This window comes from Rhodococcus sp. NPDC058521 (assembly GCF_042719695.1).
In the GTDB taxonomy this organism is placed as follows: Bacteria; Actinomycetota; Actinomycetes; order Mycobacteriales; family Mycobacteriaceae; genus Rhodococcus_F.
Genome location: NZ_JBHXNL010000004.1, coordinates 127,049 through 153,843 on the forward strand (window position 1 = coordinate 127,049; position 26,795 = coordinate 153,843).

Sequence of the window (26,795 nt, forward strand, 5' to 3'; positions counted from 1 at the left end):
GCGCTCCGACCGCACACAGGTAACTGCCGCGGTCGGTGACGCACGCTCACACAGCACTCTTCGGCTCGTCTTCCCGATGGGGGTCAACGATGGGTAATTCACAGGTCTCTCGTGCTAGCAGCGAGGTTCCGGACGGCGCGTTTCCGTTGTCGTCCGTGCAACGCAGCATGTGGTTCGCTCAGCAACTCACGCCGACGGTGCCGAAGTTCATTGCACAGTACGTGGAATTGCACGGCGACCTGGACCGGGAACTGCTGAGCCGAGTCGCCGTCGAGGCAGCGCACGAGTACCAATCACCGTTCCTGCGGCTGCTCGACGTGGACGGCGAGCCCTATCAGGTCGTCGACAACTCGATCGATCCGTCGATCGGGTACCGCGACTTCCGGGAAGAAGCGGACCCACAGGCCGCTGCCCGGGGGTGGATGGCGGACGACTGCGAGCACCCGCTACGCCTGACGAGCGATCGGCTCGTCGAGATGACGGTTCTGCGCCTCGAAGACGACCTCTACTGGTGGTACACCCGAATCCACCACGTGGCGCTCGACGGCTACAGCGGTATGACCATGCTCAACCGGATCGCCGCGCTGTACACGGCTGAAGTGCGTGGTGGCGACGCGGGCCCGAGCCGAGCACTCGACCTGCGCGAGCTGTACGAACTGGATCAGAAGTACCGGGAATCGAGCAGGTTCAGCTCCGACCGCGAGTACTGGGCCGAACACATTCGTGGAATCGAGCGTGGTTCGACTCTCGCCACGGTCGACGCCCCGGCGGCCGCGCACAGTCATCTCCACAGCGCGAAGCTCTCGGACGTGGCAGTGGACAATCTGGACGGGTCTGGGGATCGGGTCGGTGCGACGGCCGCAGCAGTTCTGATCGCCGCTTTCGGTTGCTACATGTCGCGAATGACGGGGCGGACCGACGTTCTCGTGAACCTCCCGGTGTCGGCTCGTACGACTGCGCCGCTCCAGCGGTCCGGCGGCATGCTCGTGAACGTCGCGCCCCTGAGAATCGAGGTGCACCGGGAGGATTCGGTCGGCGAGCTGGTGGCACGGGTGCAACTGGAACTGATGGGTGCACTCCGGCATCAGCGGTGCAGCCTCGAGGATATTCGCCGGGACGCAGGGCTGGCCGGGACCGCGAATGCGTTGAGCGGTCCACTCGTGAACGTGATGCTCTTTGATCAGGAGATCACGCTCGGTGAGCTGGTCGGTGAGTACGAGATCGTGACCTCGGGTCCGGTCGACGACCTTCTGGTCAACATCTATCAGAGTGGTGGTTCCGCTCGTACGCTCGTCGACTTCCGGGGGAACCCGAACCGGTACGACACCGAGGAACTGCGCGAGCATCACGATCGATTCGTCGGGCTCGTCGAGGAATTCGTCCGCGCCGACCGTGAGGAACTTGTCGGGGACATCCATCCGGAGAGTGCCCGCCTGGCCGAACGCGTCCGGCGACAGGAAGAAGTTCGCGACTTCTGGTCCAGAACGCTCGCGGGGATGCCGGAAACGCTCGCGCTACCGTTGGACAGGCAACGTCCTTCGACTCGCGATGGGCGCTACGGCGCGGTCGATTTCGAGGTGCCGGCCGACGTCGCCGCGCGTGCCGGCGTCCTCGCGCAGGCAACAGGGGCAGAAGTCTTCACGGTGATGCACGCCGCGCTCGCGGTACTGCTCGGGAGGATGGGCGACACCGAAGACGTGGTCGTCGGGACACCGGTCGCAGATGGGACCGTCGAGCTGCTCCTGCGAAGCGGTGTCGCTCTCGACAGATCCTTCACCGAGCATCTGGCGGCGGTGCGCGAGCGCGACGATGCCGCATTCGCCCACGCGGATGCCGATCGCGGCGAGCCGGTCGGTTCGGCCGTGACGTTGGAAATCGGAACCGCACCACGCGACGAAGGCCCTGTGGTCTGGGCGCCTGCAGCCGATCTGCGGTGGGTCGTGGCGGACGGACACTCCGACGACGCAGACGGTCGGCCGGGTCACCTTTCGTACGCGATCGACGTGTTCGAGAGCGACACGGCTCGATCGATGGCAGACAGATTCGTGCGGCTGTTGACGGATGCGGTTGCACGGCCCGACATCCCGGTGGGGGACCTCGAGTTGCTCGCGCGCGAAGAATCGGAGACGCTCGCGCCCGTGCCCGGACCGGAAGCAGTCGAACCCAGGCTCCTGTCGGACATCCTCGCCGATTCGGCGACCCGGGACCGGGAAGCCCCCGCACTGATCGAGGGCGACCGGGTTCTGACCTACGCGGAACTGGACGAGCGATCCAACCGCCTCGCCAGGGTTCTCGTCGATCGCGGTGCCGGGCCGAATTCGGTGGTGGCCCTCGCGATTGCGCGATCGATCGAATCCGTCATCGCCACCTGGGGCGTCGCCAAGAGTGGCGCCGCGTTCGTGCCGGTCGATCCCGGGTATCCGGCCGATCGCATCGAACACATGCTCGGCGATTCTCGGGCGCTCGTGGGAATCACCACCGTTCGGCACGTGCGGCAGCTACCGAACACCACCGAGTGGCTGGTCCTCGGCGACGAAGACCTCGAACAACTCGTCGAAGCGCAGTCCCCGGCAGCGATCACAGCCGCAGACCTGCAGGCTCCGGTCGCGATCGCGGACCCCGCTTATCTGATCTACACGTCGGGTTCCACAGGACTGCCCAAGGGCGTCGTGGTCACGCACGCAGGTCTGGCCAACTTCGCGGAGGACATGCGCATCCGATTCGGAGTGACTCCAGGGTCGCGCACCATGCACTTCTCCTCGCCGAGCTTCGATGCGTCGGTGCTGGAACTGCTTCTGGCATTCGGCGCCGGTGCCACGATGGTCGTCGCGCCGCCCACGATCTACGGCGGAACCGAACTGGCCGAGGTGATGAGTCGTCACCGGGTGACCCACGCCTTCGTGACCCCGGCCGCGTTGGCGTCCGTGGATCCGACGGGTTTGGATCACGTGCGCTGCGTCGTCACCGGTGGCGAGGCGTGCCCACCCGCGCTGGTGGCGCAATGGTCAGAAGGCCGGGAGATGTACAACGCCTACGGTCCGACGGAGGCGACGGTGGTAGCGGCGGTGAGTGGGCCGCTCGACGCGCGGAGGCCGGTCGCCATCGGCCAACCGCCCCGGGGCACGGCCGATGTGGTGCTCGACTCCCGACTGCATCCCGTTCCTGTGGGCGTGCCCGGTGAGCTGTACGTGTCCGGCCCCGGCGTGGCCCGCGGGTATCACCGGCGCCCGTCCACCACGGCGGAGCGCTTCGTGGCCGACCCGTTCGGTGCGCCCGGAACTCGTCTGTACCGGACCGGCGATCTCGCGCGCTGGACGAGGCGAGGTGAGCTGGAATACCTGGGCCGAACCGATTTCCAGATCAAGATTCGCGGCTTCCGAATCGAACTCGGAGAAATCGATTCGGTGGTGCGTTCGTGCCCCGGGATCCGTTTCGCGGTGACGACGGGTCATGCCGGACCGTCCGGAGACACCTTGCTCGTCAGTTACGTACTGGCCGAGGAGGGGGTGGAGGTCGACCCGGGCGAAGTTCTCGCCCGTGCCGCCGACAGATTGCCGGCGCACATGGTTCCGGCCCGGGTCGTCGTTCTGGACGAGGTACCGCTCACTCCTGCGGGGAAGTTGGATCGGAAGGCGCTGCCGGAACCTGCTTTCGAATCCTCTTCGTCTTTGTATCGCGCACCCGGAACGCCGACCGAGTCGCGGATGGTCGAGGTGTTCCAGAGTCTGCTACACGTCGAACAGGTGGGCGTCGACGACAGCTTCTTCGACCTCGGCGGCGATTCTCTGGTTGCGACTCGCGTCGTGTCGCGTGTCAACGTCGCCTTCGGGAGCGACATCGGTGTGCTGGATCTGTTCGAGTCACCCACCGTTTCGCAGTTGGCTGCCCGGGTCGACGCCCAAGTGGCAGATCCCGGTGGGCGAGTGTCGCTGCCGCCGTTGACCTCACGTGCGTCGGAACGTCCCGTTCCGGTGTCTGCGGCGCAACGGCGGATGTGGTTCGTCAACCAGCTCGACACGGACTCGGCCGCGTACAACATCCCGATCGCCATACGGCTCCGCGGTGAGCTCGACCGTGATGTGCTGGTTGCCGCGCTCTCCGACGTCGTGCAGCGTCAGCAAAGTCTGCGTACCGTGTTTCCGAACACGGCGTCCGGACCGATGCAGGACGTGCGACCGGCGGACGAGGTGTCGCCCGACCCCGCTGTCGTCGACGTCGACCCGGTGGACCTGCCGGCGAGGCTCGCCCACGACGCTCGGCAGGGCTTCGATGTCACGGTCGACGTTCCATTGCGCACCAGACTGTTCCGGACCGCGCCGGACGAACACACGGTGCTTCTCGTCGCTCACCACATCGCCGCCGACGGCCTCTCGATGGGTCCGCTGGCTCGCGACGTCGTCACCGCATACGTGGCGCGGGCAGGCGGTCACGAACCGAACTGGACCCCACTCGAGGTGCAGTACACGGACTTCACCCTGTGGCAGAACGAGTTTCTCCGCACGGTCGACGATCCGGACGGCGTTCTGGCCGCGCAGAAGCGAAGGTGGGTGGACCGGCTCACCGGAGCACCTGAATCGTCGACCCTTCCGACCGATCGGCCGCGACCGGCCCGCCAGTCGATGCGGGGCGGATACCTCGAACTCTCGATCGGTGCCGACACACACGCGCGCCTCGCCCAACTCGCGGCCGCACACGACGTCACTCTCTTCATGGTGCTGCACGCCGCTTTGGCCGTGCTGATCGGCCGTACGTCGGCAAGCACCGACGTGTGCATCGGTTCACCTGTCTCCGGACGTGGGCGTGCCGAACTCGACGACCTGGTCGGCATGTTCGTCAACACGGTCGTTCTGCGGACTCCTGTCGATTCGTCTCGGACGTTCGCCGACCTGCTGTCGGACGTCCGAGAGACCGACCTTGCGGCTTTCGGGGACGCCGACCTTCCGTTCGAACTGCTGGTGGACGAGTTGCAACCGGCACGCACCGAATCGCAGTCTCCGCTCTTCCAGATCATGCTCGTCCTGCAGGGCGCTGCCGATACGGGGATCGAGCTGCCCGGTCTGGGGGTTCAGGTGGACGAAGTGCCCACCGGCACCGCCAAGTTCGACCTTCAGGTAATCGTCACCGAGCCGGCTGCGTCGACCGCGGGGGGCGGGCCGCTCGAGGTCGAACTGTCCTATGCGGCAGAGCTGTTCGACGCGTCGACCATGGAGCAGACCGGCCAGCGGTTCGAGCGGCTGCTGGAGATGTTCGCATCGAATGCTGACCTGACGATCGGTGACGTCCCCCTCACCGGCGGACCGGAATACCAACGCATCGTGCGGAACTGGAACTCGACGTCCGTGCACCTTCCGGAAACGACTCTCGTCGACTTGTTCGACGCACAGGTCGCTGCAACACCGGATGCCGTGGCGCTCGTACACGACGATGTGTTCATTTCCTACCGGGATTTCGATGCACGCGCCAACAGATTGGCCAGAGAACTGATCGACAGGGGAGTGGGCCCCGAAGTGTGCGTCGCCGTCGCCGTTCGCCGCTCGATCGACTTGATGGTTGCCCTGTACGCGGTAGTCAAGGCAGGTGCGGCCTATGTGCCGTTGGATCCGGATCACCCGGCCGCACGCACGAGGTATGTACTCGGCAGTGCGGAACCGGTATGTGTCCTGACGACGACGGGCGACGAGTTCACGGTGGACACGACGATTCCCGTTCTCGCAGTAGACACCCTGGATGTCGCCGGCGGCGACGACAGTCCGATACGTGACTCCGAGCGCCGTGCACACCTCGGTGCCGCGAATACTGCCTACGTCATCTACACATCGGGCTCGACCGGACGGCCGAAAGGCGTGGCGGTCACCCACGGTGCGATCGCCAACCGGCTCCTGTGGATGCAGGACCGCTATCACCTCACATGTGACGATGTGGTGGCCCAGAAGACTCCGACCACGTTCGACGTCTCGGTATGGGAACTGTTCTGGCCATTGCAGGTCGGAGCCCGGCTGGTGATGGCCGCGCCGGACGGTCACCGCGACCCCCGCTATCTGTCCCGGCTGATCGCCGACCAGTCCGTCACGACGATGCACTTCGTGCCGTCGATGCTTGCCACGTTCGTGGCGGACGCGGACCCGGTCGAGTGTGCAGGTCTGCGGCGTGTGTTCTGCAGCGGTGAGGCCTTGCCGCCCGCCACCCTCGCTGCCTTCCGTCGCTTCGCGGATGCGGAGGTCCACAATCTGTACGGGCCGACCGAAGCGGCAGTGGACGTCACGTCGTGGGAGAGCACAGGCCAGGAGCAGGTATCCGTTCCGATCGGTGCTCCCGTGTGGAACACGCGGGTATACGTGCTGGATTCCCGTCTGCACCCGACTCCCGTCGGGGTTCCGGGTGAGCTGTACCTGGCCGGGGTGCAACTGGCTCGCGGATACGTCGGCCGCAGCGATCTGACTTCGGACCGGTTCGTTGCGAACCCGTTCGATGCCGGCGAACGCATGTACCGAACCGGGGACGTCGTGCGATGGTCCACCGACGGCAACCTGGACTACCTCGGCCGCACCGACTTCCAGGTGAAGCTGCGCGGGCAGCGCCTCGAGCTCGGGGAAATCGAAGCCGTCCTGCTCGCCGATGCGACGGTTGCACAGGCCGTGGTGGTCGTGCACTCCCGTGCGGCGACAGGGGAGAGCCTCGTCGCCTACGTGGTGCCGGAGAACGGCGGGGAGATCGACTCGCAGGCGCTGCAGGACTTCGCAGCGCGCACCCTGCCGGCATACATGGTTCCGAGTCGTGTCGTGATCCTGTCGGAGTTTCCGCTCGGCGCCACCGGCAAACTGGACCGAAAGGCGCTGCCGGAGCCGGCGCAGCCGCTGCCGAACGCGGAATTCGTCGCACCTCGAAATCCGGTCGAGGAGGTTCTGGCTTCGATCTTCGCCGAGTTGTTGGACGTGCCCCGAATCGGCATCCACGACAACTTCTTCGACATCGGAGGCAATTCGCTCGTGGCGACCCGCCTGGTCGCCCGGGCGGGCGAAGCCCTCGGAATGCAGCTCGGTGTGCGTGATCTGTTCGATGCACCGACCGTCGAGGCGCTCGCAGAGCGCACGGACACCGTGCCCGAACGTGGCGAGCGTCTGCCACTGGCTCCGATGCCTCGCCCCGGTCGAATCCCGATCTCCCTCGCACAGAAACGAATGTGGTTCGTCAACCAGTTCGACACGTCCTCTGCCGCATACAACGTTGCGATGGGACTTCGACTCAGTGGTGATCTCGACGTGGATTCGCTCGCCGCCGCGATGAAGGACGTCCTCGAACGGCACGAGTCGTTGCGCACCCGTTTTCCCATGTACGACGGTGAACCCACGCAGGTAGTTCTCGGGGTGGACGAGGTGATGTCCGAGCTGCATCCGGTACCTGTTGCCGAGGACGACGTGCCGACTCGGCTCGCCGCGCTGGCCGGCGCGGGATTCGACGTCACAGCCGCGCCACCACTGCGCGCAGAACTGATGCGTTGGGCGGAGGGCGAACACGTGTTGTGCATCGTCGTTCACCACATCTGCGCGGACGGATTCTCGATGGCGCCGCTGGCCCGAGATGTGATGACCGCCTATGTGGCGCGGGCAGCGGGGAATCCGCCGACCTGGGCACCACTTCCGGTTCAGTACGCCGACTACTCCCTGTGGCAGCGTGAGGCTCTCGGCTCAGTCCAGGACCCGGACAGTGTTCTCGCCGCGCAACTCGGGTATTGGACGAGGACGCTCGATGGGCTTCCCGAACTGTCGTCCATTCCGACCGACCACCCGCGGCCCGGGACAGCGTCGATGAAGGGTGCACGTCACGAGTTCGGTCTGGACGAGAGCGCGCACCGGGCGTTGACCGCCATCGCACGCGCACACGACACGAGCCTGTTCATGACCGTGCACGCCGTTCTCACAGCTCTCGTCGCACGGCTCGGCGACAACGACGACATCGCAATCGGCACACCGGTTGCGGGCCGTGGCCGCACCGTGCTGGACGACCTCGTCGGCATGTTCGTGAACACTTTGGTGCTGCGCGCGGAGACCGAGCCGGGAATGTCGTTCGCGGAGTTGCTGGCCCAGGTTCGCGATACCGACCTCGACGCTTTCCACCATTCCGATGTGCCGTTCGAACGTGTCGTCGACGAGGTGGCTCCCGAGCGGTCGACCGCGCACACACCGTTGTTCCAGGTGATGCTCGAGTTCCAGAACACCGAGCGGCCGCGCCTCGAGCTTCCGGGGCTCGACGTGACCGGAATCGATCTGACACCGGACATCTCGAACTTCGATCTGCAGCTGACGCTCGCCGAGGAATTCGACGCCTCGGGGGCGCCAGCGGGAATGTCCGCGTCGTTCACGTACGCGACAAGTCTTTTCGAGCCCGAGACCATTGCCAGGTTCGCCCACTACCTCGTCCGGATCGTCGACGCGGTGACAGTGAACGCGGACCTGCCGATCGGTGACATCGCGTTGTTGCCCGCGAGCGAAATCAGCTCTCTCACCCCGGTGTCCGGTGGCACGGGTATGCCCCCTGCGACGCTCGCCGCGATACTCGAATCCGCTGCCGAGAACCCCGACGCCCCTGCGGTGTTCCACGAGGGCATCGAGCTCACCTACGGCGAACTGGACCGGCTGTCCAACCAGTTCGCCCGTGCACTCGTCGATCGGGGAGTGGGACCGGAAACGGTCGTGGCGTTGGCTCTGGGCCGCTCGATCGAATCGATCCTGTCGGTGTGGGCCGTCACGAAAGCCGGTGGTGCGTACGTGCCAGTGGACCCGGGTTACCCCGTCGATCGGATTGCGCACATGCTCACCGATTCGGGTAGTTCGCTGGTGCTGACCAGGGTGGGGGAATCGACCAATCTGCCCGATCTCGAGGGTCGGCAACGAGTGGTCGTCGACGCGGAGGAACTCGCACGCGAACTCGACGCCTACCCGGATTCCCCGCTCACCGACGGCGACCGGATCCGTCCGCTGCACATCGACCATCCGGCCTACGTGATCTACACGTCGGGCTCCACCGGAACGCCGAAGGGAGTGGTGGTCGCGCACCGTGGTCTGTCGAGTTTCGCGGAGGACATGCGGACCCGGTTCGCGGTGACCCCGCAGTCGCGGACCCTGCACTTCTCCTCGCCGAGTTTCGACGCATCCGTTCTCGAACTGCTTCTGGCGTTCGGTGCCGGTGCGTGCATGGTGATCGCTCCGACCTCGGTGATCGGTGGTTCCGAACTCGCCGGAGTGTTGCGGAGCGGCCGGGTCACCCACGCCTTCGTGACACCGGCGGCGTTGTCCTCCGTCGACGCGACCGAACTCGACGATCTGGTGTGCGTGGCCACGGGCGGAGACGTCTGCCCGCCCGAGTTGGTTCGCCGGTGGGCAAGCGGGCGCCGCAAGATGTTCAATGCATACGGGCCCACCGAGGCCACCGTCGTTTCGAGTGTCACCGAGGCCATGGATCCAGCCGAACCCGTGACGATCGGACGGCCTCCGATCGGTTGCGGTGAGATGGTGCTCGACGCACGTCTGCATCCGGTGCCGGTCGGTGTGACGGGGGAGTTGTACGTCACCGGTGGCGGGCTTGCCCGCGGGTACCACGCACGGACCGAGATCACGGCGGATCGGTTCGTCGCGAACCCCTACGGTGAACGCGGCGAACGGATGTACCGCACCGGTGACCTGGCTCGTTGGAACTCGGTCGGGCACCTCGAGTACCTAGGTCGCAGCGACTTCCAGGTGAAGATCCGCGGCTTCCGTATCGAACTCGGTGAGGTCGAGGCGGCGCTGACGGACCATCCGGACATCGCCCGCGCCGTGGCGACGGCACACAACGGGGGGAACGGGCCGACCCGACTCGTCGGGTACGTGGTGCCCTTCGGTGGTGCGACTGTGGACACGCCCGCCGTGCTCACCCACGTGAGCGAACGACTTGCGCCCTACATGGTTCCGTCCGCTCTCGTCGTGCTCGAGACCCTGCCGTTGACGCCGGCCGGGAAGCTGGATCGAAAAGCGCTGCCGGAACCGGACTTCGGCAGCCAGGTGTCGACGGGACGACGGCCGGCAACAGAACGGGAACGGACTCTGGCGGAGATCTTCGCCGAAGTGCTCGGACTCGGATCGGTCGGTGTCGACGACTCGTTCTTCGCGCTCGGCGGCGACAGCATCATGTCGATCCAGCTGGTGGCCCGGGCGAAAGCCGTAGGACTGTCGTTGTCGCCACGCGACGTGTTCGAGCACAAGAGTGTTGCGGGTCTCGCCTCCGTCGTCAAAGCGACGGACGAGACGGACGCGGTGGTGCTCGAGGAACTCGAGGGTGGTGGCGTAGGCACGGCTCCGGCAACCCCGATCGTCGAGTGGCTCCTCGAGCGTGGTGGCGACTTCGCGCGAATGTCGCAGTCGGCCCTGCTCACCGCACCCGCGGATCTCAACGACCTCGGCGAACTCGCCGCCACGTTCCAGCGAGTCGTCGACCGGCACGACATGTTGAGGGCCCGCCTCGTGGAGTCCGAGGCCGGTCATCACTTCGATATCCGACCGGTGGGATCGATCGACGCTGCCGACCTCGTGAGACGCGTCTCGGCGACGGCCTCCCCAGGTACCCCGGAGTTCTCCGCCCAGGTGGTCACCCAACTCGAACAGGCGCAGAATCGGCTGGACCCGTACGACGGCACGGTGCTGCAGGTGGTGTGGATCACGGACGGCATTCGCGGTGGACGTTTGCTCGTCGTCGCCCATCACACGGTGATCGACGGTGTGTCCTGGCGAGTGCTCGTTCCCGATCTCGCGTCGGCATGGGCGCAACGAGGACCGGGTACCGAGACCGTCCTGCAACCGGTCGGGACCTCGATGCGCAGGTGGGCACACGGCCTGATCGGCGCGGCCCCACAGCGACGCCCGGAGCTAGGGCTCTGGCAGCAGATGGTCGCCGATCGGGACCCCCTCATCGGTAGTCGGCCCCTCGACCCCGACGCGGACGTCAATTCGACCCTCGGCCGGATCTCCGTGGAGCTGCCGACCTCGGTAAGTGATGCTCTGCTCACCACCGTCCCCGAGATATTCGGTGGCAACGTCAACGACGGCCTGTTGGCAGCTCTCGCACTTGCCGCTTCGCGGTGGCGAAGCGCACGGGGCGTGGAGTCCGCGGCAACACTCGTGGAACTGGAGGGCCACGGGCGCGAAGAGCAGGTGTTGCCGGGCGCCGATCTCGGACGCACCGTCGGCTGGTTCACGTCCATGTTCCCGGTTCGGCTCGATCTCACGGGCATCGACCTCGGCGACGCGTTCGCAGGGGGCAGGGCAGCTGCGTCCGCGGTGAAAGCGGTGAAGGAGCAACTTCTCGTGATCCCGGACCACGGAATCGGCTACGGGATGCTGCGCTACCTCGACCCGGAATCCGCCGCGGAACTCGGCGCTGCCCGTGCGCCACAGATCAGCTTCAACTATCTCGGGCGCTTCGCGACCGATGTGGCAGACGCTGCAGGGCGGGTGGATTGGACGCCGACCGCAGAGGTCGACATGGATCGAACCCAGGACCGGGGCACACCCGTCGCCACCGCCCTGGCCGTCAACGCGGTCACCACGGACGTCGATGGACGCGCGCAGTTGCGAGCCACCTGGTCGTACGCGGAAGGTGTGCTCGATGCGGAAGACGTGAGCGAACTGGCGCAACTGTGGGTGCGGGCACTGACTGCGATCGCCGATCATGCAGCTCGCCCGGACGTGCACGGCACCACACCGTCGGATCTGCCGCTGGTAGCGATCGATCAGGCCGCCATCGACAGGTTCGAGGAGAAGTATCCGTCGCTCGAGGACATCTGGTCGCTGTCACCGCTGCAATCGGGCCTGCTGTTCCATGCGCTGCTCGCGGAACAGTCGATCGACTCGTACACGGTTCAGCTCACCTTGGAACTCGTGGGCGCACGTGGGGATCGGATGAGGCGCGCCGGCGATGTACTGCTGGAGCGTCATCCAAACCTGCGTGCGGCCTTCGTTCACGATGCGGAGGGAACCGCCGTGCAGGTGGTGTGCGGTCACGTGCGGGTTCCCTGGGACGAACGGGACCTCTCTCATCTCGACGAAGCAAGGCAGAGTTCGGCCATCGCAGCGATCCTTGAGGCGGACCGCGCCCGCGGCTTCGACATGGAGACCCCACCGCTGCTTCGGTTCCTGTTCCTGCAGCTCGGGAACGGTCGTCAGCAACTCGTCATCACGAACCACCACATTCTTCTCGACGGTTGGTCCATGCCGCTCGTCCTGCGCGACCTGTTGACGCTGTACGCCACCGATGGTGCGGCCGAGGTCTTGCCTGCCGTTCATCCGTACCGGTCGTACCTGTCCTGGATGGCCGAACGGAGCACCGAGGAGTCACTCGAATGCTGGGCCGCGGCACTGGCAGGGGCCGGGGAACCGACATTGTTGTCGCCGGCCGACAAGGCTGCCACACAGGACGGCACGTCCGAGGAACTGTTGCTCGAGATGTCCGCAGAATGCACGGAAGAACTGCGGGTTCTCGCACGGCAACGCGGCCTGACCCTCAGCACCCTGATTCGTGTCGGATGGGGAATCGTGCTGGCCGAGTTGTTGGGCCGGGACGACGTGGTGTTCGGTGGAACCGTGTCCGGGCGGCCGCCCGAGATCCCCGGAATCGAGTCGATGGTGGGTCTGTTCATCAACACTCTGCCGGTGCGGGTGACTCTGAATCCGTACGAGACGCTCGGGGAACTCGCAGACCGGATACAGAACGAGCAGGCCGATCTTCTCGACCACCATTACCTCGGACTCACCTCCGTGCAGGAGAGAGTGGGCGGTGCGGCCGTGTTCGACACTCTCACCGTGTTCGAGTCGTATCCGGTCGATCGTGCCGGACTGACCGAAGCAACCGACATCGCCGGGATGCACGTCGTCGATGTGCACGACAGCGCCAACGCCGCCCACTACCCGCTGGCACTCATCGCGTCGGCGCACGAGACGCTGCAACTCAAACTGGAGTACTTCCCGGACCTGTTCGAGCGAGAATCCATGGAGCGAATAGGCGAACGCGTCCAGCGTGCGCTCGGCGCCCTGGCTCACGAACCGGATCTGCCGCTCGCGAAACTGCGCCTGCTGTCCGCCGAAGAAGAGGAATCCCTCGTACCTGCACGAGGCAAACCCGGAAGGTCCGAGCAGACGCTGCCCGAATTGCTTTCGGCGGCAGCGACCGTGAACCCTCGAGCGATTGCCCTCACGTGTGCGGGAAGTGAGATGACGTACGCAGAGCTCGACCAGCGGTCGAACATGTTGGCGCGGCTGCTCGTGGAACAGGGTGCCGGTCCGGAGGACACGGTCGCGCTCGGCATCGCCCGGTCGATCGAGTCGGTTCTGACGGTGTGGGCGATCGCCAAGACAGGAGCAGCATTCGTTCCGGTGGACCCGCGCTATCCGGTCGATCGCGTCGAACACATGCTCACCGATTCGGACGCGCGCCTGGGGGTCACGGTTGCGGCCGACCACGCGACGTTGCCGGACACCGTGCCCTGGGTGGTACTCGACGATCCCGTGACCGCACGAACTCTCGAGGTTGGTGCAGCGGATCCACTCGACGATGCGCAGCGCAGCCGGCCGCTGCGCTACGACCACGCCGCGTACGTCATCTACACCTCGGGATCGACGGGCACACCCAAGGGAGTCGTCGTCAGCCACCGGGGCGTCGACAACTTCGCGCAAGAGCAGCGAATCAGGTACGGCGTCACACCGAGTTCGCGGACTCTGCACTTCTCGTCCCCGAGCTTCGACGCGTCCGTCCTCGACTACCTGTTGCCGTTCGCGGTGGGCGCGACGATGGTGATCGTTCCTCCGACCGTGTACGGCGGCACCGAACTTGCCGACCTGATCCGGCGTGAACGAGTCACTCACGGATTCGTGACGCCCGCCGCCCTGGCATCCGTCGACCCCGAAGGCCTGAGCGTCTTCCAACACGTGGTCGCCGGCGGCGAGGCAGTCCCGGCCGAACTGGTCACCAAGTGGGGACCCGGCCGCAAGCTGCACAACGGGTACGGGCCCACCGAGGCCACCATCATGGCGAACATCAGCGATCCGCTGATACCGGGGGAGCAGGTCACCATCGGCGGCCCGGTGCGAGGCGTGCACGAAGTAATCCTCGACGCACGCATGCAGCCGGTGTCCACGGGCGTGCCCGGTGAGTTGTACATCGCGGGTGAGGGACTGGCCCGCGGATACCATCGTCGACCAGGCCTCACCGCCTCGCGGTTCGTGGCGAACCCCTACGGAGCGCCGGGGGAGCGCATGTATCGAACGGGCGACGTCGCGTGCTGGCGGGCAGATCGAACGGTCGAGTACCTCGGCCGTAGCGACTTCCAAGTCAAGGTACGCGGCTTCCGAATCGAGCTGGGCGACATCGATGGTGCACTGACCGATGCGGCGAACGTCTCGTTCGCCATCACCGTCGGGCGACCCGGACCGACCGGTGACACCGTCCTGGTGTCGTACATCCTGCCGGAGGATCACGACACGATGGATGTGACGCAGTTGCGGGAGTCCATCGCCCGCGTGCTCCCCGGACACATGATGCCCGCGAGCATCATGGTGCTCGACGAGATTCCGCTGACTCCGGTCGGCAAATTGGATCGCAGCGCGCTGCCGGAACCGCGATTCCTGCCGTCGAACGAGACGTTCCGCGCGCCGTCGACGCCGACGGAGCGCGTGGTGGCGGACGTGTTCGCAGCAGTTCTCGGAGTCGAGCGACTGGGAGTGGACGAGAACTTCTTCGACATGGGCGGCAATTCGTTGGTTGCCACCAGAGTGGTGGCACGGTTGAGCACGGAGCTCGGTGTCGACGTCGGTGTCCGAAGCCTGTTCGAGTTCCCCACGGTTCACGGTCTGTCCAGGCTCCTCGAAACCTCGGAAAAAGCCACGGCGCGACAACCGCTCGAGGCCGTCGCGCGGCCTGCGCACGTGCCGGTGTCGTTGGCGCAGAAGCGCATGTGGTTCCTCAATCAGTTCGACACCACATCTGCGGCCTACAACGTTCCGTTGGTGGTGCGACTGTCGGGAGACCTCGACGTCGAAGCATTGCGAGCGGCGGTCAAGGACGTGCTCACTCGCCACGAGGCGCTGCGAACGGTCTTCCCTTCGTTCGACGGCGAGCCGACGCAGGTAGTGGTTCCGGCAGCTCGGGCCGTACCACCGCTGCACGTGGTATCCATCGGCGAACGCCAGTTGCCGACGCGCATCGAGGAGTTGGCTTCCGCGGGATTCGATGTGACGGCGGCCGTGCCCATCAGATGCACCCTGTTCGAGGTCGGTCCACTCGATCACGTTCTCGTCATCGTCGTTCACCACATCAGCGCGGACGGCTTCTCGATGGCGCCGCTCGCCCGAGACGTACTGGTCGCGTATGCGGCCCGAATCGCGGGTGCCGAACCGCAATGGGAACCGCTACCCGTTCAATACGCCGACTACTCCCTGTGGCAGGAACGCGTCCTCGGATCGGAGAGCGACCCGGAATCGCTCATCTCCGGTCAACTCCGCTACTGGAGCGAACACCTCGCCGACCTACCCGAACTGCTTGCGCTGCCAACGGATCGGCCCAGGCCGCCCCAACCTTCCTTCCACGGTGCGACATCGAGTTTCGCGCTGGATGCCGAACTGCACCGTGAACTGGCGGCGCTCGCACGGCGCGAGGGCGCCACCATGTTCATGGCAGTGCACGCGGCCCTCGCGGTGTTGCTCGCCGAGTTGGCAGCAACCGGTGACGTCGCGATCGGAACCCCCATCGCCGGCCGTGGCGACGCCGCACTCGACGATCTCGTCGGGATGTTCGTCAACACCTTGGTCCTGAGGGTGGCGCCGGACCCCGACGCCAGCTTCGTCGATCTGCTCGCAGACGTTCGAGCAACCGATCTCGCTGCCTTCGCACACTCGGATCTGCCGTTCGAACGACTGGTGGACGTGCTCGCTCCCGAACGTGCCACCGACCGTTCTCCACTGTTCCAGGTGATGCTCGAATTCCGTAACAACGAAGCGCCGCGCCTCGAACTGCCAGACCTCGTCGTCGACAGCGTCGATTTCGACCTGGAGGTCGCGAAATTCGACCTCCAACTCGGCATTCAGGAAAACTACGACGACAACGGTGTCCCGTCCGGGATGACCGCCGAATTCGTGTACGCGACGGATCTGTTCGACGGACGGACGGTCGAGGCGTTCGGCGAACGGTTCCTACGCGTACTCCGGGGCCTGGCCGGGAACCCGGATGCGGCAATCGGCGACATCACGTGCACGAGTCCGTCCGAACGCCACACGATGCTCGACGAATGGAACACACCGGGAATCACCGTCGGCCCGGACACACTGGCCGACCGCTTCGCCTCGAGCGTTGCAGAGCACCGTGATGCAGTCGCCGTCAGCTACGAGGATATCGCCCTGACCTACGGTGAACTCGACGAGCGATCCAACAGGCTGGCAAGGCTTCTCGTCGACCGCGGCGCCGGACCGGAAACCCTGGTTGCCGTGGCGCTACCGCGCAACGCGAATCTGGTGGTGGCGTTGCTCGCGGTGATCAAGTCCGGGGCCGGGTATCTCCCGTTGGACGTCAACTACCCGGCGGACAGGCTGGCGTTCGTTCTGGAAGATGCGTCACCGCAATGCATCGTCACCACACGTGATATCGACGCCGGCATCGACGCCGATCCATCGAAACTCGTGAAAATCGATGACGATTCCGTCGTCGAGACGCTGGCGGAAACGTCCGCCGATCCGATCACCGACGCCGATCGGATTGCGACGCCGGCACCCGAGTCGGTTGCGTACGTCATCTACACCTCGGGTTCGACGGGCCGGCCCAAGGGTGTGATGGTGTCCCACCGAAACGTGCTCACGCTCTTCGCGAACACGCAGCCGCTGTTCGTGTTCGACCACACCGACGTCTGGACGATGTTCCATTCGTACGCCTTCGACTTCTCGGTGTGGGAACTCTGGGGCCCGCTACTGCACGGTGGACGCCTCGTCGTCGTCGACTACTACACGGCGCGATCGCCGGAGATGTTCCACGAACTGCTCCGCAGCGAGAAGGTCACCGTTCTCAACCAGACGCCGACGGCGTTCTACCAACTGTCGGAAACGGACCGCATCGTGTCCGAAAGCGGCGTGGATGCGCAACGGTTGGCGCTGCGTTACGTGGTGTTCGGTGGGGAGGCCCTCGACTTCGGGCAGCTGTCGCGGTGGTACGGACGCCACGGTGATTCGTCACCCACCCTCGTCAACATGTACGGGATCACCGAAACCACGGTGCACGTCAGCCATCTGCCGCTCGACGGGCGACGCGCAGCGGAGGCATCGGCCAGTGTCATCGGGCGCGCCATCCCCGGACTTCGGGCCTATGTTCTCGATTGGCGGTTGCATCCAGCACCGGTCGGAGTGAGCGGCGAACTGTACGTAGCGGGCGATCAGGTGACTCGCGGCTATCTCGGGCGCGAGGCCCTCACCTCGACACGCATGGTCGCCGACCCGCACGGTTGGCCCGGCGCGCGCATGTATCGGACCGGTGACGTCGCACGCTGGAATGCCGACGGTCAGTTGGAGTACCTCGGCCGTAGCGACTTCCAGGTGAAGATACGTGGGTTCCGCATCGAACTCGGCGAGATCGAGGCAGCACTCCTGCGTTACGACGGAATCGCTCACGCCGTCGTCACCGTGTACGACGAGGGCCCGGGTCCGAGCCGGTTGGTCGGATACGCGGTTCCGGAAGCCGGCAGCACCGTCGACCCGAGCGCGGTGCTCGAGTTCGTCGGCTCCCAATTGACGTCGTACATGGTGCCGGCGACGCTGATGGTCTTGGACGAACTGCCGCTGACGTCCAACGGGAAACTGGACCGGCGGGCCCTCCCGGCGCCGGACTTCGGCGTTCTCGCAACTTCGAACAGGGCGCCGAGCACCGAAACGGAAAGCATTCTCGCGGGGTTGTTCGCCGAGGTGCTCGGCATGGATTCGGTCGGGGTCGACGACTCGTTCTTCGCCCTCGGCGGTGACAGCATCATGTCCATCCAACTCGTGTCCCGCGCAAAGGCTCTCGGCGTCACACTCACCCCGCGAGAAGTCTTCGAGCACAAGACGGTCGCTGCTCTCGCCACCGTGGCAGCGGTGGCGTCTTCCGCACCGTCGGTGGTGCTCGACGAACTCGAGGGTGGGGGCGTGGGCGCCATGCCGACGACTCCGATTCTCGAATGGCTCCTCGAACGTGGCGGAGACTACCGCCGATACACACAGACGGCGCTTCTCACCTTGCCGGTGGGGGCTGACCGAGAACGACTGGAAACGGTGTTGCAGTCGGTTATCGATCACCACGACGTGCTGCGAAGCAGATTGATCTCGGGTGGAACGACAACCGCTGTTCGTGTGCAGCCCCCGGGAGCGGTGTCTGCGGAGAGTGTTCTCACCAGGGTCTCCGTTGCTTCGGTGACCGGAACGGCATTCGCCGAGAACGCGACCGCGCAACTCGAGATCGCTGCCGCCGAACTCGACCCGTCGGACGGAAGTGTCATCCGGTTCGTGTGGTTCGATGCCGGACCCCGCGGTGGACGCCTGCTCGTGGTGGCGCACCACGCGGTCATCGACGGTGTGTCGTGGCGGGTACTGGTTCCCGACATGGCGACAGCCTGGTCTCAGGTCGCGGCTGACATTCCTGTGGACCTGCCACCCGTGGGTACGTCTATGCGCCGGTGGACCCACGCCCTGGTCGAATTGGCAGGCGAACGGATTCACGAACTACCCATGTGGCGATCGGTGCTCGAGCCGAACGACCCGGTCATCGGCTCTCGACCGCTCGATCCGACACTGGACGTCGCGGGAACGGTCGCCAAGGTTTCGGTCACCGTGCCCGAGGACGTGACCGATGCACTGTTGACCAGACTCCCCGAAGCCTTCCACGGTGGCGTCAACGACGGCCTGCTGTCGGGGCTCGCACTGGCGGTGGCGCGGTGGCGGTCTCGTCGCGGTGAACCGAGTGCGCGAACCCTGATCACCCTCGAAGGCCACGGACGCGAGGAGCACGTGGTCCCCGGCGCCGACCTGAGCCGCACGATGGGGTGGTTCACGTCCATGTATCCGGTCGGACTCGACCTCGGGGGTGTCGACCTCGAGGACGCGTTCGACGGCGGTCACTCGGCGGGCTCTGCCGTGAAGGCGGTCAAGGAACAGTTGCTTGCGGTGCCCGACCACGGCATCGGATACGGATTGCTGAGATACCTCACCCAGGCCGGAACGCACCTGGAGGCCTTGAACTCTCCGCAGATCAGCTTCAACTACCTCGGCCGCATCGCAGGCACGACCGAGACACAAACTGCGGACTACGGATGGCTCCCGGTGACCGACACCGAACTCGACGACCGCCCGGCACCGGACATCCCGGTCGCCACGGTTCTCGACGTGAACGCGATGACCACCTCCGTGGACGGCAGGACGGAGCTCACCGCAACCTGGACGTATCCGACCGGTGTCCTCGAAGCGGACGAGGTCGAGCAACTGGCACAACTGTGGGTCGACGCACTCACCGCGTTGGCCAACCACGTCGCACGCCCCACCTCCGGCGGATTGACCCCGTCCGACCTCGATCTCGTTACCGTGGACCAACAGGCGATCGACCGCTTCGAGGACCGATTCCCGGGTCTGTCCGACATCTGGTCGTTGTCTCCACTGCAGTCGGGCTTGCTGTTCCATGCACAGTTGGCGGACGAATCCGTCGACCCGTACATGGTGCAGCTGACTCTGGTGCTCGGCGGCACCGTCGATTCCGCGCGTCTGCGCACCGCGGGACAAGCACTGCTCGACCGGCACCCCAACCTGAGGACTGCATTCGTTCACGACAGCACCGGCGCGTCGTCCCAGATCGTGCAGGGCACCGTCGAGTTGCCGTGGACGGAGTTCGACTTCAGTGCACTCGGGTCGCAGGAACGGCAGGCGAAGCTCGAGGAGATCACCGCGACCGATCGTGCCGACAAGTTCGACATGGCGACAGCGCCGCTGCTGCGAATGATCCTGGTACGCATGGCGCCAACCGACTGCAGGTTGCTCGTCACAAACCACCACATCCTGCTCGACGGATGGTCGACCCCGCTGGTACTGCGGGATCTCCTGACTCTCTACGCGACGAACGGTGACGCATCCGTGCTGCCGCCCGTACCGGCGTACCGCAACTACCTGTCCTGGATGGCGAATCAGAATCCGGAAGCATCGTTGGACGCATGGCGGCGAGCCCTGCAGGGGGTGGACGAACCCACGATCTTGGCCGGTGACGCGGAACGGGCCCTGGCGACCGTCACCGAGGAGACGGCACAGATCGTGCCCGCGCCGATCACCGCACGCTTGCGTGCACTGAGTCGGGCGCGGGGTCTGACCCTCAACACCGTGGTCCAGGCCGCCTGGGCGGTGGTGCTCGGCGAGATGGTCGGCCGCGACGATGTGGTGTTCGGCGGGACCGTGTCGGGCCGGCCGCCGGAGATTCCCGGAATCGAGTCGATGGTGGGTCTGTTCATCAACACTCTGCCCGTACGAGTGACCCTGAACCCACGCGAGACGCTCGGTCAGTTGCTCGACCGCCTGCAGTCGGAGCAGGCCGACCTGCTCGACCATCACTACGTCGGCCTCGCCGACATCCAGAACGCCGTCGGGCCGGCAGCAGCATTCGACACCTTGACGGTGTTCGAGTCCTATCCGGTTGACCGCGCCGGTCTCAGCAGAGCGACGGATATCGCCGGGATGCGAGTCGACGCCGTGGAAGGCCACGATTCCGCTCACTATCCGCTCGCGATCGTCACGTCCGGCGAAGACGAACTGAACCTCAAGCTCGAGTACTCGCCCGACGTGTTCGACGACGAACGCATCACGCTGGTAGGAAGCCGAATAGTGCGTGCGCTCACCGCATTCGCCGACGACCCGGATCTACCGTTGGCCCAGTTGAGCCTGCTCTCCGAGTCCGAACTCGAGGAACTGGCGCCGGTGAACGGACGTCCGGGCCGTTCCGTACGCACGCTGCCACAGATCCTCGAAGATGCCGCTGCGCTCGACCCCAACCGCACCGCACTGACGTTCGGGGGGCGGAACGTGTCGTACCGCGAGCTCGACGATCGATCGAATCAACTCGCCCGCGTCCTGATCGCCCGAGGTGCGGGTCCGGAATCCTTCGTGGCCCTGGGTATTCCACGGTCGATCGAATCGGTCCTCGCGATGTGGGCGGTAGCGAAGACTGGGGCGGCATTCGTGCCCGTGGACCCGAACTACCCGACCGAGCGGATCGAACACATGCTGTCCGACTCCGGCGCCACCATCGGCCTGACCCTGTCGGCGCACGTGGACTCGCTGCCGTCGTCGTTGACCTGGCTCACATGTGACTCCCGTCGGTTCGCGAAGACCTGGCAGAGTCAGCCCGCACTGCCGGTTGCCGACGCGGACCGACGGTCTCCGATAAGCCTCGACAACGCCGCATACGTGGTCTACACGTCCGGCTCCACCGGAAAACCCAAGGGCGTCGTGGTCACCCACGAGGGCCTCGACAACTTCGCCGAAGATCAGCGGGAGCGGTTCGGCGCCGACGCGACCGCACGGACCCTGCACTTCTCGACGCCCAGCTTCGACGGCGCCGTATTCGAGTACCTTCAAGCGTTCGGAGTGGGTGCGACGATGGTCATCGCACCGCCCGACGTGTACGGCGGCGCCGAACTCGCGGATCTCCTTCGGCGCGAACATGTCACCCACGCATTCGTCACCACCGCCGCACTGTCGACGGTGGATCCGACCGGATTGGACGAGTTCGCGCACGTGGCATTCGGTGGCGAGGTCTGCCCACCCGAACTCGTCACTCGCTGGGCGCCTGGACGAAGCCTGTCCAACGCGTACGGCCCGACCGAGACGACGGTGATGGCCAACATCAGCGAGCCGATGACCGTGGGGGAGCCGATCACCATCGGCGGTCCCATTCGAGGTGTGGCCGAACTTGTCCTCGACTCGCGGCTCCAACCGGTGGGAATGGGGATGCCGGGCGAGCTGTACATCGCCGGAGCAGGACTCGCTCGTGGCTACCACCGCCGACCGGAATTGAGTTCGGAACGATTCGTGGCCAATCCTCACGGAGAGCCGGGGGAGCGGATGTACCGAACCGGCGACATCGTCCGCTGGCGTGCCGACCACACCATCGAGTACGTGGGACGCGCTGATTTCCAGGTGAAAATCAGAGGATTCCGAATCGAGCTCGGTGAAATCGATGCCGAGATGATGGTGCAGCCCGGAGTGGCCTTCTCGGTCACCGTGGGTGTTCAGGGCCCGGCGGGGAACACCGTTCTCGCGTCGTACGTCGTACCGGTGACGGGTGAGGACGTGGACGTCGCCGAAATCACCGGTCGCTTGTCGTCACGACTGCCTGGTCACATGATTCCCACGGTCGTCACCGTCCTCGACGAAATTCCCATGAACAAGGTCGGCAAACTCGACCGCTCCGCCCTTCCCGAGCCGGACTTCCGGACCAACAGCACCGAGTTCCGTGAACCGGCGACACCCATGGAACAGACCGTGGCCGAGGTGTTCCGAGATGTTCTGGGAATCGCGTCGATCGGAGTCGACGACGACTTCTTCGCTCTCGGCGGAAATTCGCTCGTCGCCACCAGGGTCACATCGAGGCTGGCCGTGGTGCTGGGAACCGACGTGGGGGTCCGTACCCTGTTCGAGGGACCGACCGTTCGCACCCTCGCCGCCGATCTCGAGCACCGCAACGGTGCCGTCCGAAAGCGGCCGGCGCTGGTCGCGGTCACCCGGCCGGAGAACGTTCCGTTGTCCCTCGCGCAGAAGCGCATGTGGTTCCTCAACCAGTTCGACACGAATTCTGCTGCGTACAACATTCCACTCGCCGTCAGACTGACCGGCACGCTGGACGTACCGGCACTACGCGGGGCGCTGGCGGACGTGCTCGCACGACACGAGACGCTTCGGACACTTTTCCCTCGGGTGAACGGTGAACCAGTGCAACAAGTCCTTCCCCCTGGAATGGGTTCGGGAGACACCGAGGTCGTTCCCGTGGCAGCAGACAACCTAGTCGACGCACTCACCTCCTTCGTCTCACGTGGTTTCGACGTCACCCTGGAGCTGCCGGTACGGGCCCGGATCTTCCGCATCGGGCCGGACGAGCACGTACTGACACTCGTCGTTCACCACATCGCTGCCGACGGCTACTCGCTCGCGCCGATGGCCCGAGACGTCATGAGTGCCTACACATCGCGCCTCGAAGGTGCGGTGCCACAGTGGAAGCCGCTGCCCGTGCAGTACGCGGACTACACGCTGTGGCAGCACGAGGTTCTGGGCAGTGAGGAGGACGAGGCATCGGTGCTGTCCGAACAGCTTCGGTACTGGACGGACACCTTGACGGGCCTTCCCGACGTCATTCAGATGCCCACCGACCATCCACGGCCGATCCAGCAGTCGTTCGCCGGTGATCGGGTGGAGTTCGGAATCGAAGGTGACCTCCACCGGAAACTGATCGAACTCGCGAGGTCTGTCGGGGCCAGCATGTTCATGGTCACCCACGCGGCACTCGCCGTGCTGCTCGCCCGGCTCGGAACGACGGACGATGTCGTGATCGGCACCCCCATCGCCGGCCGTGGGGACCCGGCGCTCGACGACATGGTCGGCATGTTCGTCAACACCCTGGTGCTGCGAAATCACATCGACTCGTCGGCGACGTTCGTGGACATCATGGAACAGGTACGTGAAACCGACCTCTCTGCCTTCGGACACGCCGACCTGCCGTTCGAGCGCCTCGTGGAAGAACTGAATCCGACGCGATCGACGTCCTACTCGCCATTGTTCCAGGTCGCCCTCGAGTTCCAGAACAACGAGAACCCGGTTCTCGAGTTGCCGGATCTGAGAATCGAAGGAATAGATCTCGACACGCACATCGCCAAGGAGGATCTCGAACTCATCCTCATCGAGCAATTCGAAGAGGACGGCTCACCGTCCGGGGTGACGGCCGGATTCGACTTCGCCACGGCTCTGTTCGAGCGGGACACCATCCGAAAGCTGGCCGACCGATTCGTGCGGGTGCTCCGGTCGGCAGTCGAGCATCCGACGACGGCGATCGGAGACTTCGACATCCTCGATTCCGGCGAGGTCAGTGACCTTGTTCCCGCGGTGGGCAAACGCTCCGTTCCATCCGAGCTGTGGCCGGATCTGTTGTCCAAGGCCGCCATGCGCGATCCAGAAGCGATCGCGCTCGTCTACGACGAGCGAGTGGTCGACTACGGAGAATTGGACGCGTGGTCGAACCGCCTCGCTCGAGTACTCGTGGACCGAGGCGTGGGGCCGGAAACATTCGTCGCTCTCGGCATTCCCCGTTCGATCGAGGAAGTGGTGTCGATCTGGGCAATTGCGAAGGCCGGGGCAGCATTCGTCCCGGTAGACCCCACCTACCCGCCCGAACGCATCGAGTACATGCTCACGGACTGCCACGCCGCGGTCGGCCTGACGGTACGGGGCAGACGCGCGAACCTGCCGGACACGGTGTCGTGGCTCGTGGTCGACGACGTGGACTTCGAGAAAACGGTCGACTCCGTGGCGGCTGCTCCGCTCACCGACGAAGACCGAACGGCGCGCTTGCATCTCGCGCAACCCGCTTACCTCATCTATACCTCGGGATCGACGGGCAAGCCCAAGGGTGTGATCGTCACCCAACGAGGGATGGCGAACCTCACTGCGGAGGAACACGAAAGGTTCGGTGTCGAATCTTCTTCGAGGGTGTCGCACCTCGCATCGCCGAGTTTCGACGCTTCGGTGTTCGAGCTGATGATGGCGTTCGGTGCCGGCGCGCGCGTCGTGATCGTGCCACCCACCATCTATGGCGGAACCGAACTGTCCGAGTTGCTCGGCCGAAGCGGTGTCACCCATTCCTTCATCACACCGACAGCACTCGCCTCCATCGACGACGTGGGGCTCGACTCACTCGAAGCGATCGTCGTGGCCGGAGAAGCATGCCCACCCGATCTCGTCGAGATGTGGTCGCCGGGCAGGCGAATGTTCAACGGCTACGGCCCGACCGAGACCACGATTCAGGCCAGCGTCAGCGATCCGATGGACGAGGCTTCCGGGGTGAACATCGGAAAGCCGGCACGCGGATTCGGTGCGCTCGTCCTGGATTCACGGCTCCAACCGGTGCCGCGAGGTGTTCCGGGTGAGTTGTACATCACGGGACCGGGACTCGCGCGTGGTTACCACGAGAGGTTCGGCCTGACGGCAGACAGGTTCGTGGCCAATCGATTCGGCGAGCCCGGCGAGCGCATGTACCGCACCGGTGACGTGGTCCGCTGGCGCAGTGACGACACCATCGAATACATCGGCCGCAGCGACTTCCAGGTCAAGGTCCGCGGATTCAGGATCGAACTGGGCGAGATCGACGCCGTGCTCGTGCATCACCCCGCGATCGCCTTCGCCGCAACCATCGGCCATGTCGGGCCTGCAGGAGACACACTCCTCGCTGCGTATGTACGCGCAACCGAAGGCCACGACGTGGATGCGGGCGAGCTCCGTGCGTATGCGGCGGAACGTCTACCGGCTCACATGGTTCCGGCTGCCGTCGTCGTCCTCGACCAGCTACCCATGACTCCGGTCGGCAAGCTCGACCGAAAGGCACTTCCAGCACCAGAATTCGGTACCCGGTCCGATGCATTCCAGCTACCCGTGACGGAGACCGAGAGAGTAGTGGTGGACATCTTCGCCGAGATTCTCGGTGTCGACCGTGTCAGCACGTCGGACAGCTTCTTCGATCTCGGCGGCAATTCGATCGTCGCCACCAGACTCGTGTCCGAACTCCAGGCACGGCTAGGGAAGACAGTTGCGTTGCAGACCATGTTCCTCGAACCCACGCCGGCCGGTCTGGCCTACCGACTCGACGCCGAGGGCACGTCGAAATCGAGCGCGGTGTCCCCGGTCGACGAAGCACTGGGTGTGGTGATACCGCTGCGCGCCAAGGGAGACAAGCCGCCGCTGTTCTGTATCCACCCCGGTATCGGGCTCGCGTGGGGCTACGCGGGAATTCTCGGGCACCTGTCCCAGGACCGACCGGCGTTCGGACTGCAACTTCCAATCATCAGTGGGGGCCCGAACTTCGAATCGATAGAGCAACTGGCGCACCGCTACGTCGTCGAGATGCGGCGAGTCCAAGCGCAGGGTCCCTACCATCTCCTCGGCTGGTCGCTCGGCGGCATCATCGCTCACGCCATGGCCGTCGAGTTGCGACGAGACGGAGACGCGGTGGAGACGTTGGCAGTCATGGACAGCTACATCGCCTCGGACGACGATGCCGCCCCGGACACGCTGACGGTAGGCGAGTTGCTCCACGGCCTCGGCCTCGACATCGCCGAGGACGGATCCGACGGTGACCTGACCTTCGAACGCGCCGTGGAGCTCCTCGACGAGGCATTCGGCCAGAAGACCGGTCTCACGGCCGCACACCTCGAGCGGATCAGCGCTGGATTCACCATTTCGTCGCAGATCATGCACGAGTTCCGTCCACAGGTGTTCGACGGCGAGATGCTGTTCTTCCGGGCCACCGAGTCGCCCGACGCGGACGATCACGACATCCACAGGTGGGATTCCGCCGTCGCCGGGGGAATCCGAGAAGTCCCCATTCATTGTGAACACAACCAAATGATCGAGCCAGCCGTGTTGGCGGCCGTCGGTCCCGCACTGGAGGAGTATCTTTCCGGGCGGTGAGTACCGCTTGTCGCCGGTTGAGGATAGACTTCGCACCTCGGGGATGCAGGTGGCCTT

The 26,795-nt window shown here is 65.3% G+C and carries 1 protein-coding gene; it reads left to right on the forward strand.

The window, feature by feature from the left end; translation table 11 throughout:
• Window positions 1-89 precede the first annotated feature (89 nt).
• A complete protein-coding gene (locus ACFWO3_RS08785; protein WP_378576203.1) occupies window positions 90-26,738 on the forward strand; it encodes a non-ribosomal peptide synthase/polyketide synthase in 26,649 nt (8,882 codons plus the stop codon).
• The last annotated feature ends 57 nt before the right edge of the window (window positions 26,739-26,795 follow it).

Coding starts and splice junctions, on each gene's coding strand:
- ACFWO3_RS08785 (WP_378576203.1), top strand. CDS start 90: ATGGGTAATTCACAGGTCTCTCGTGCTAGCAGCGAGGTTCCGGACGGC.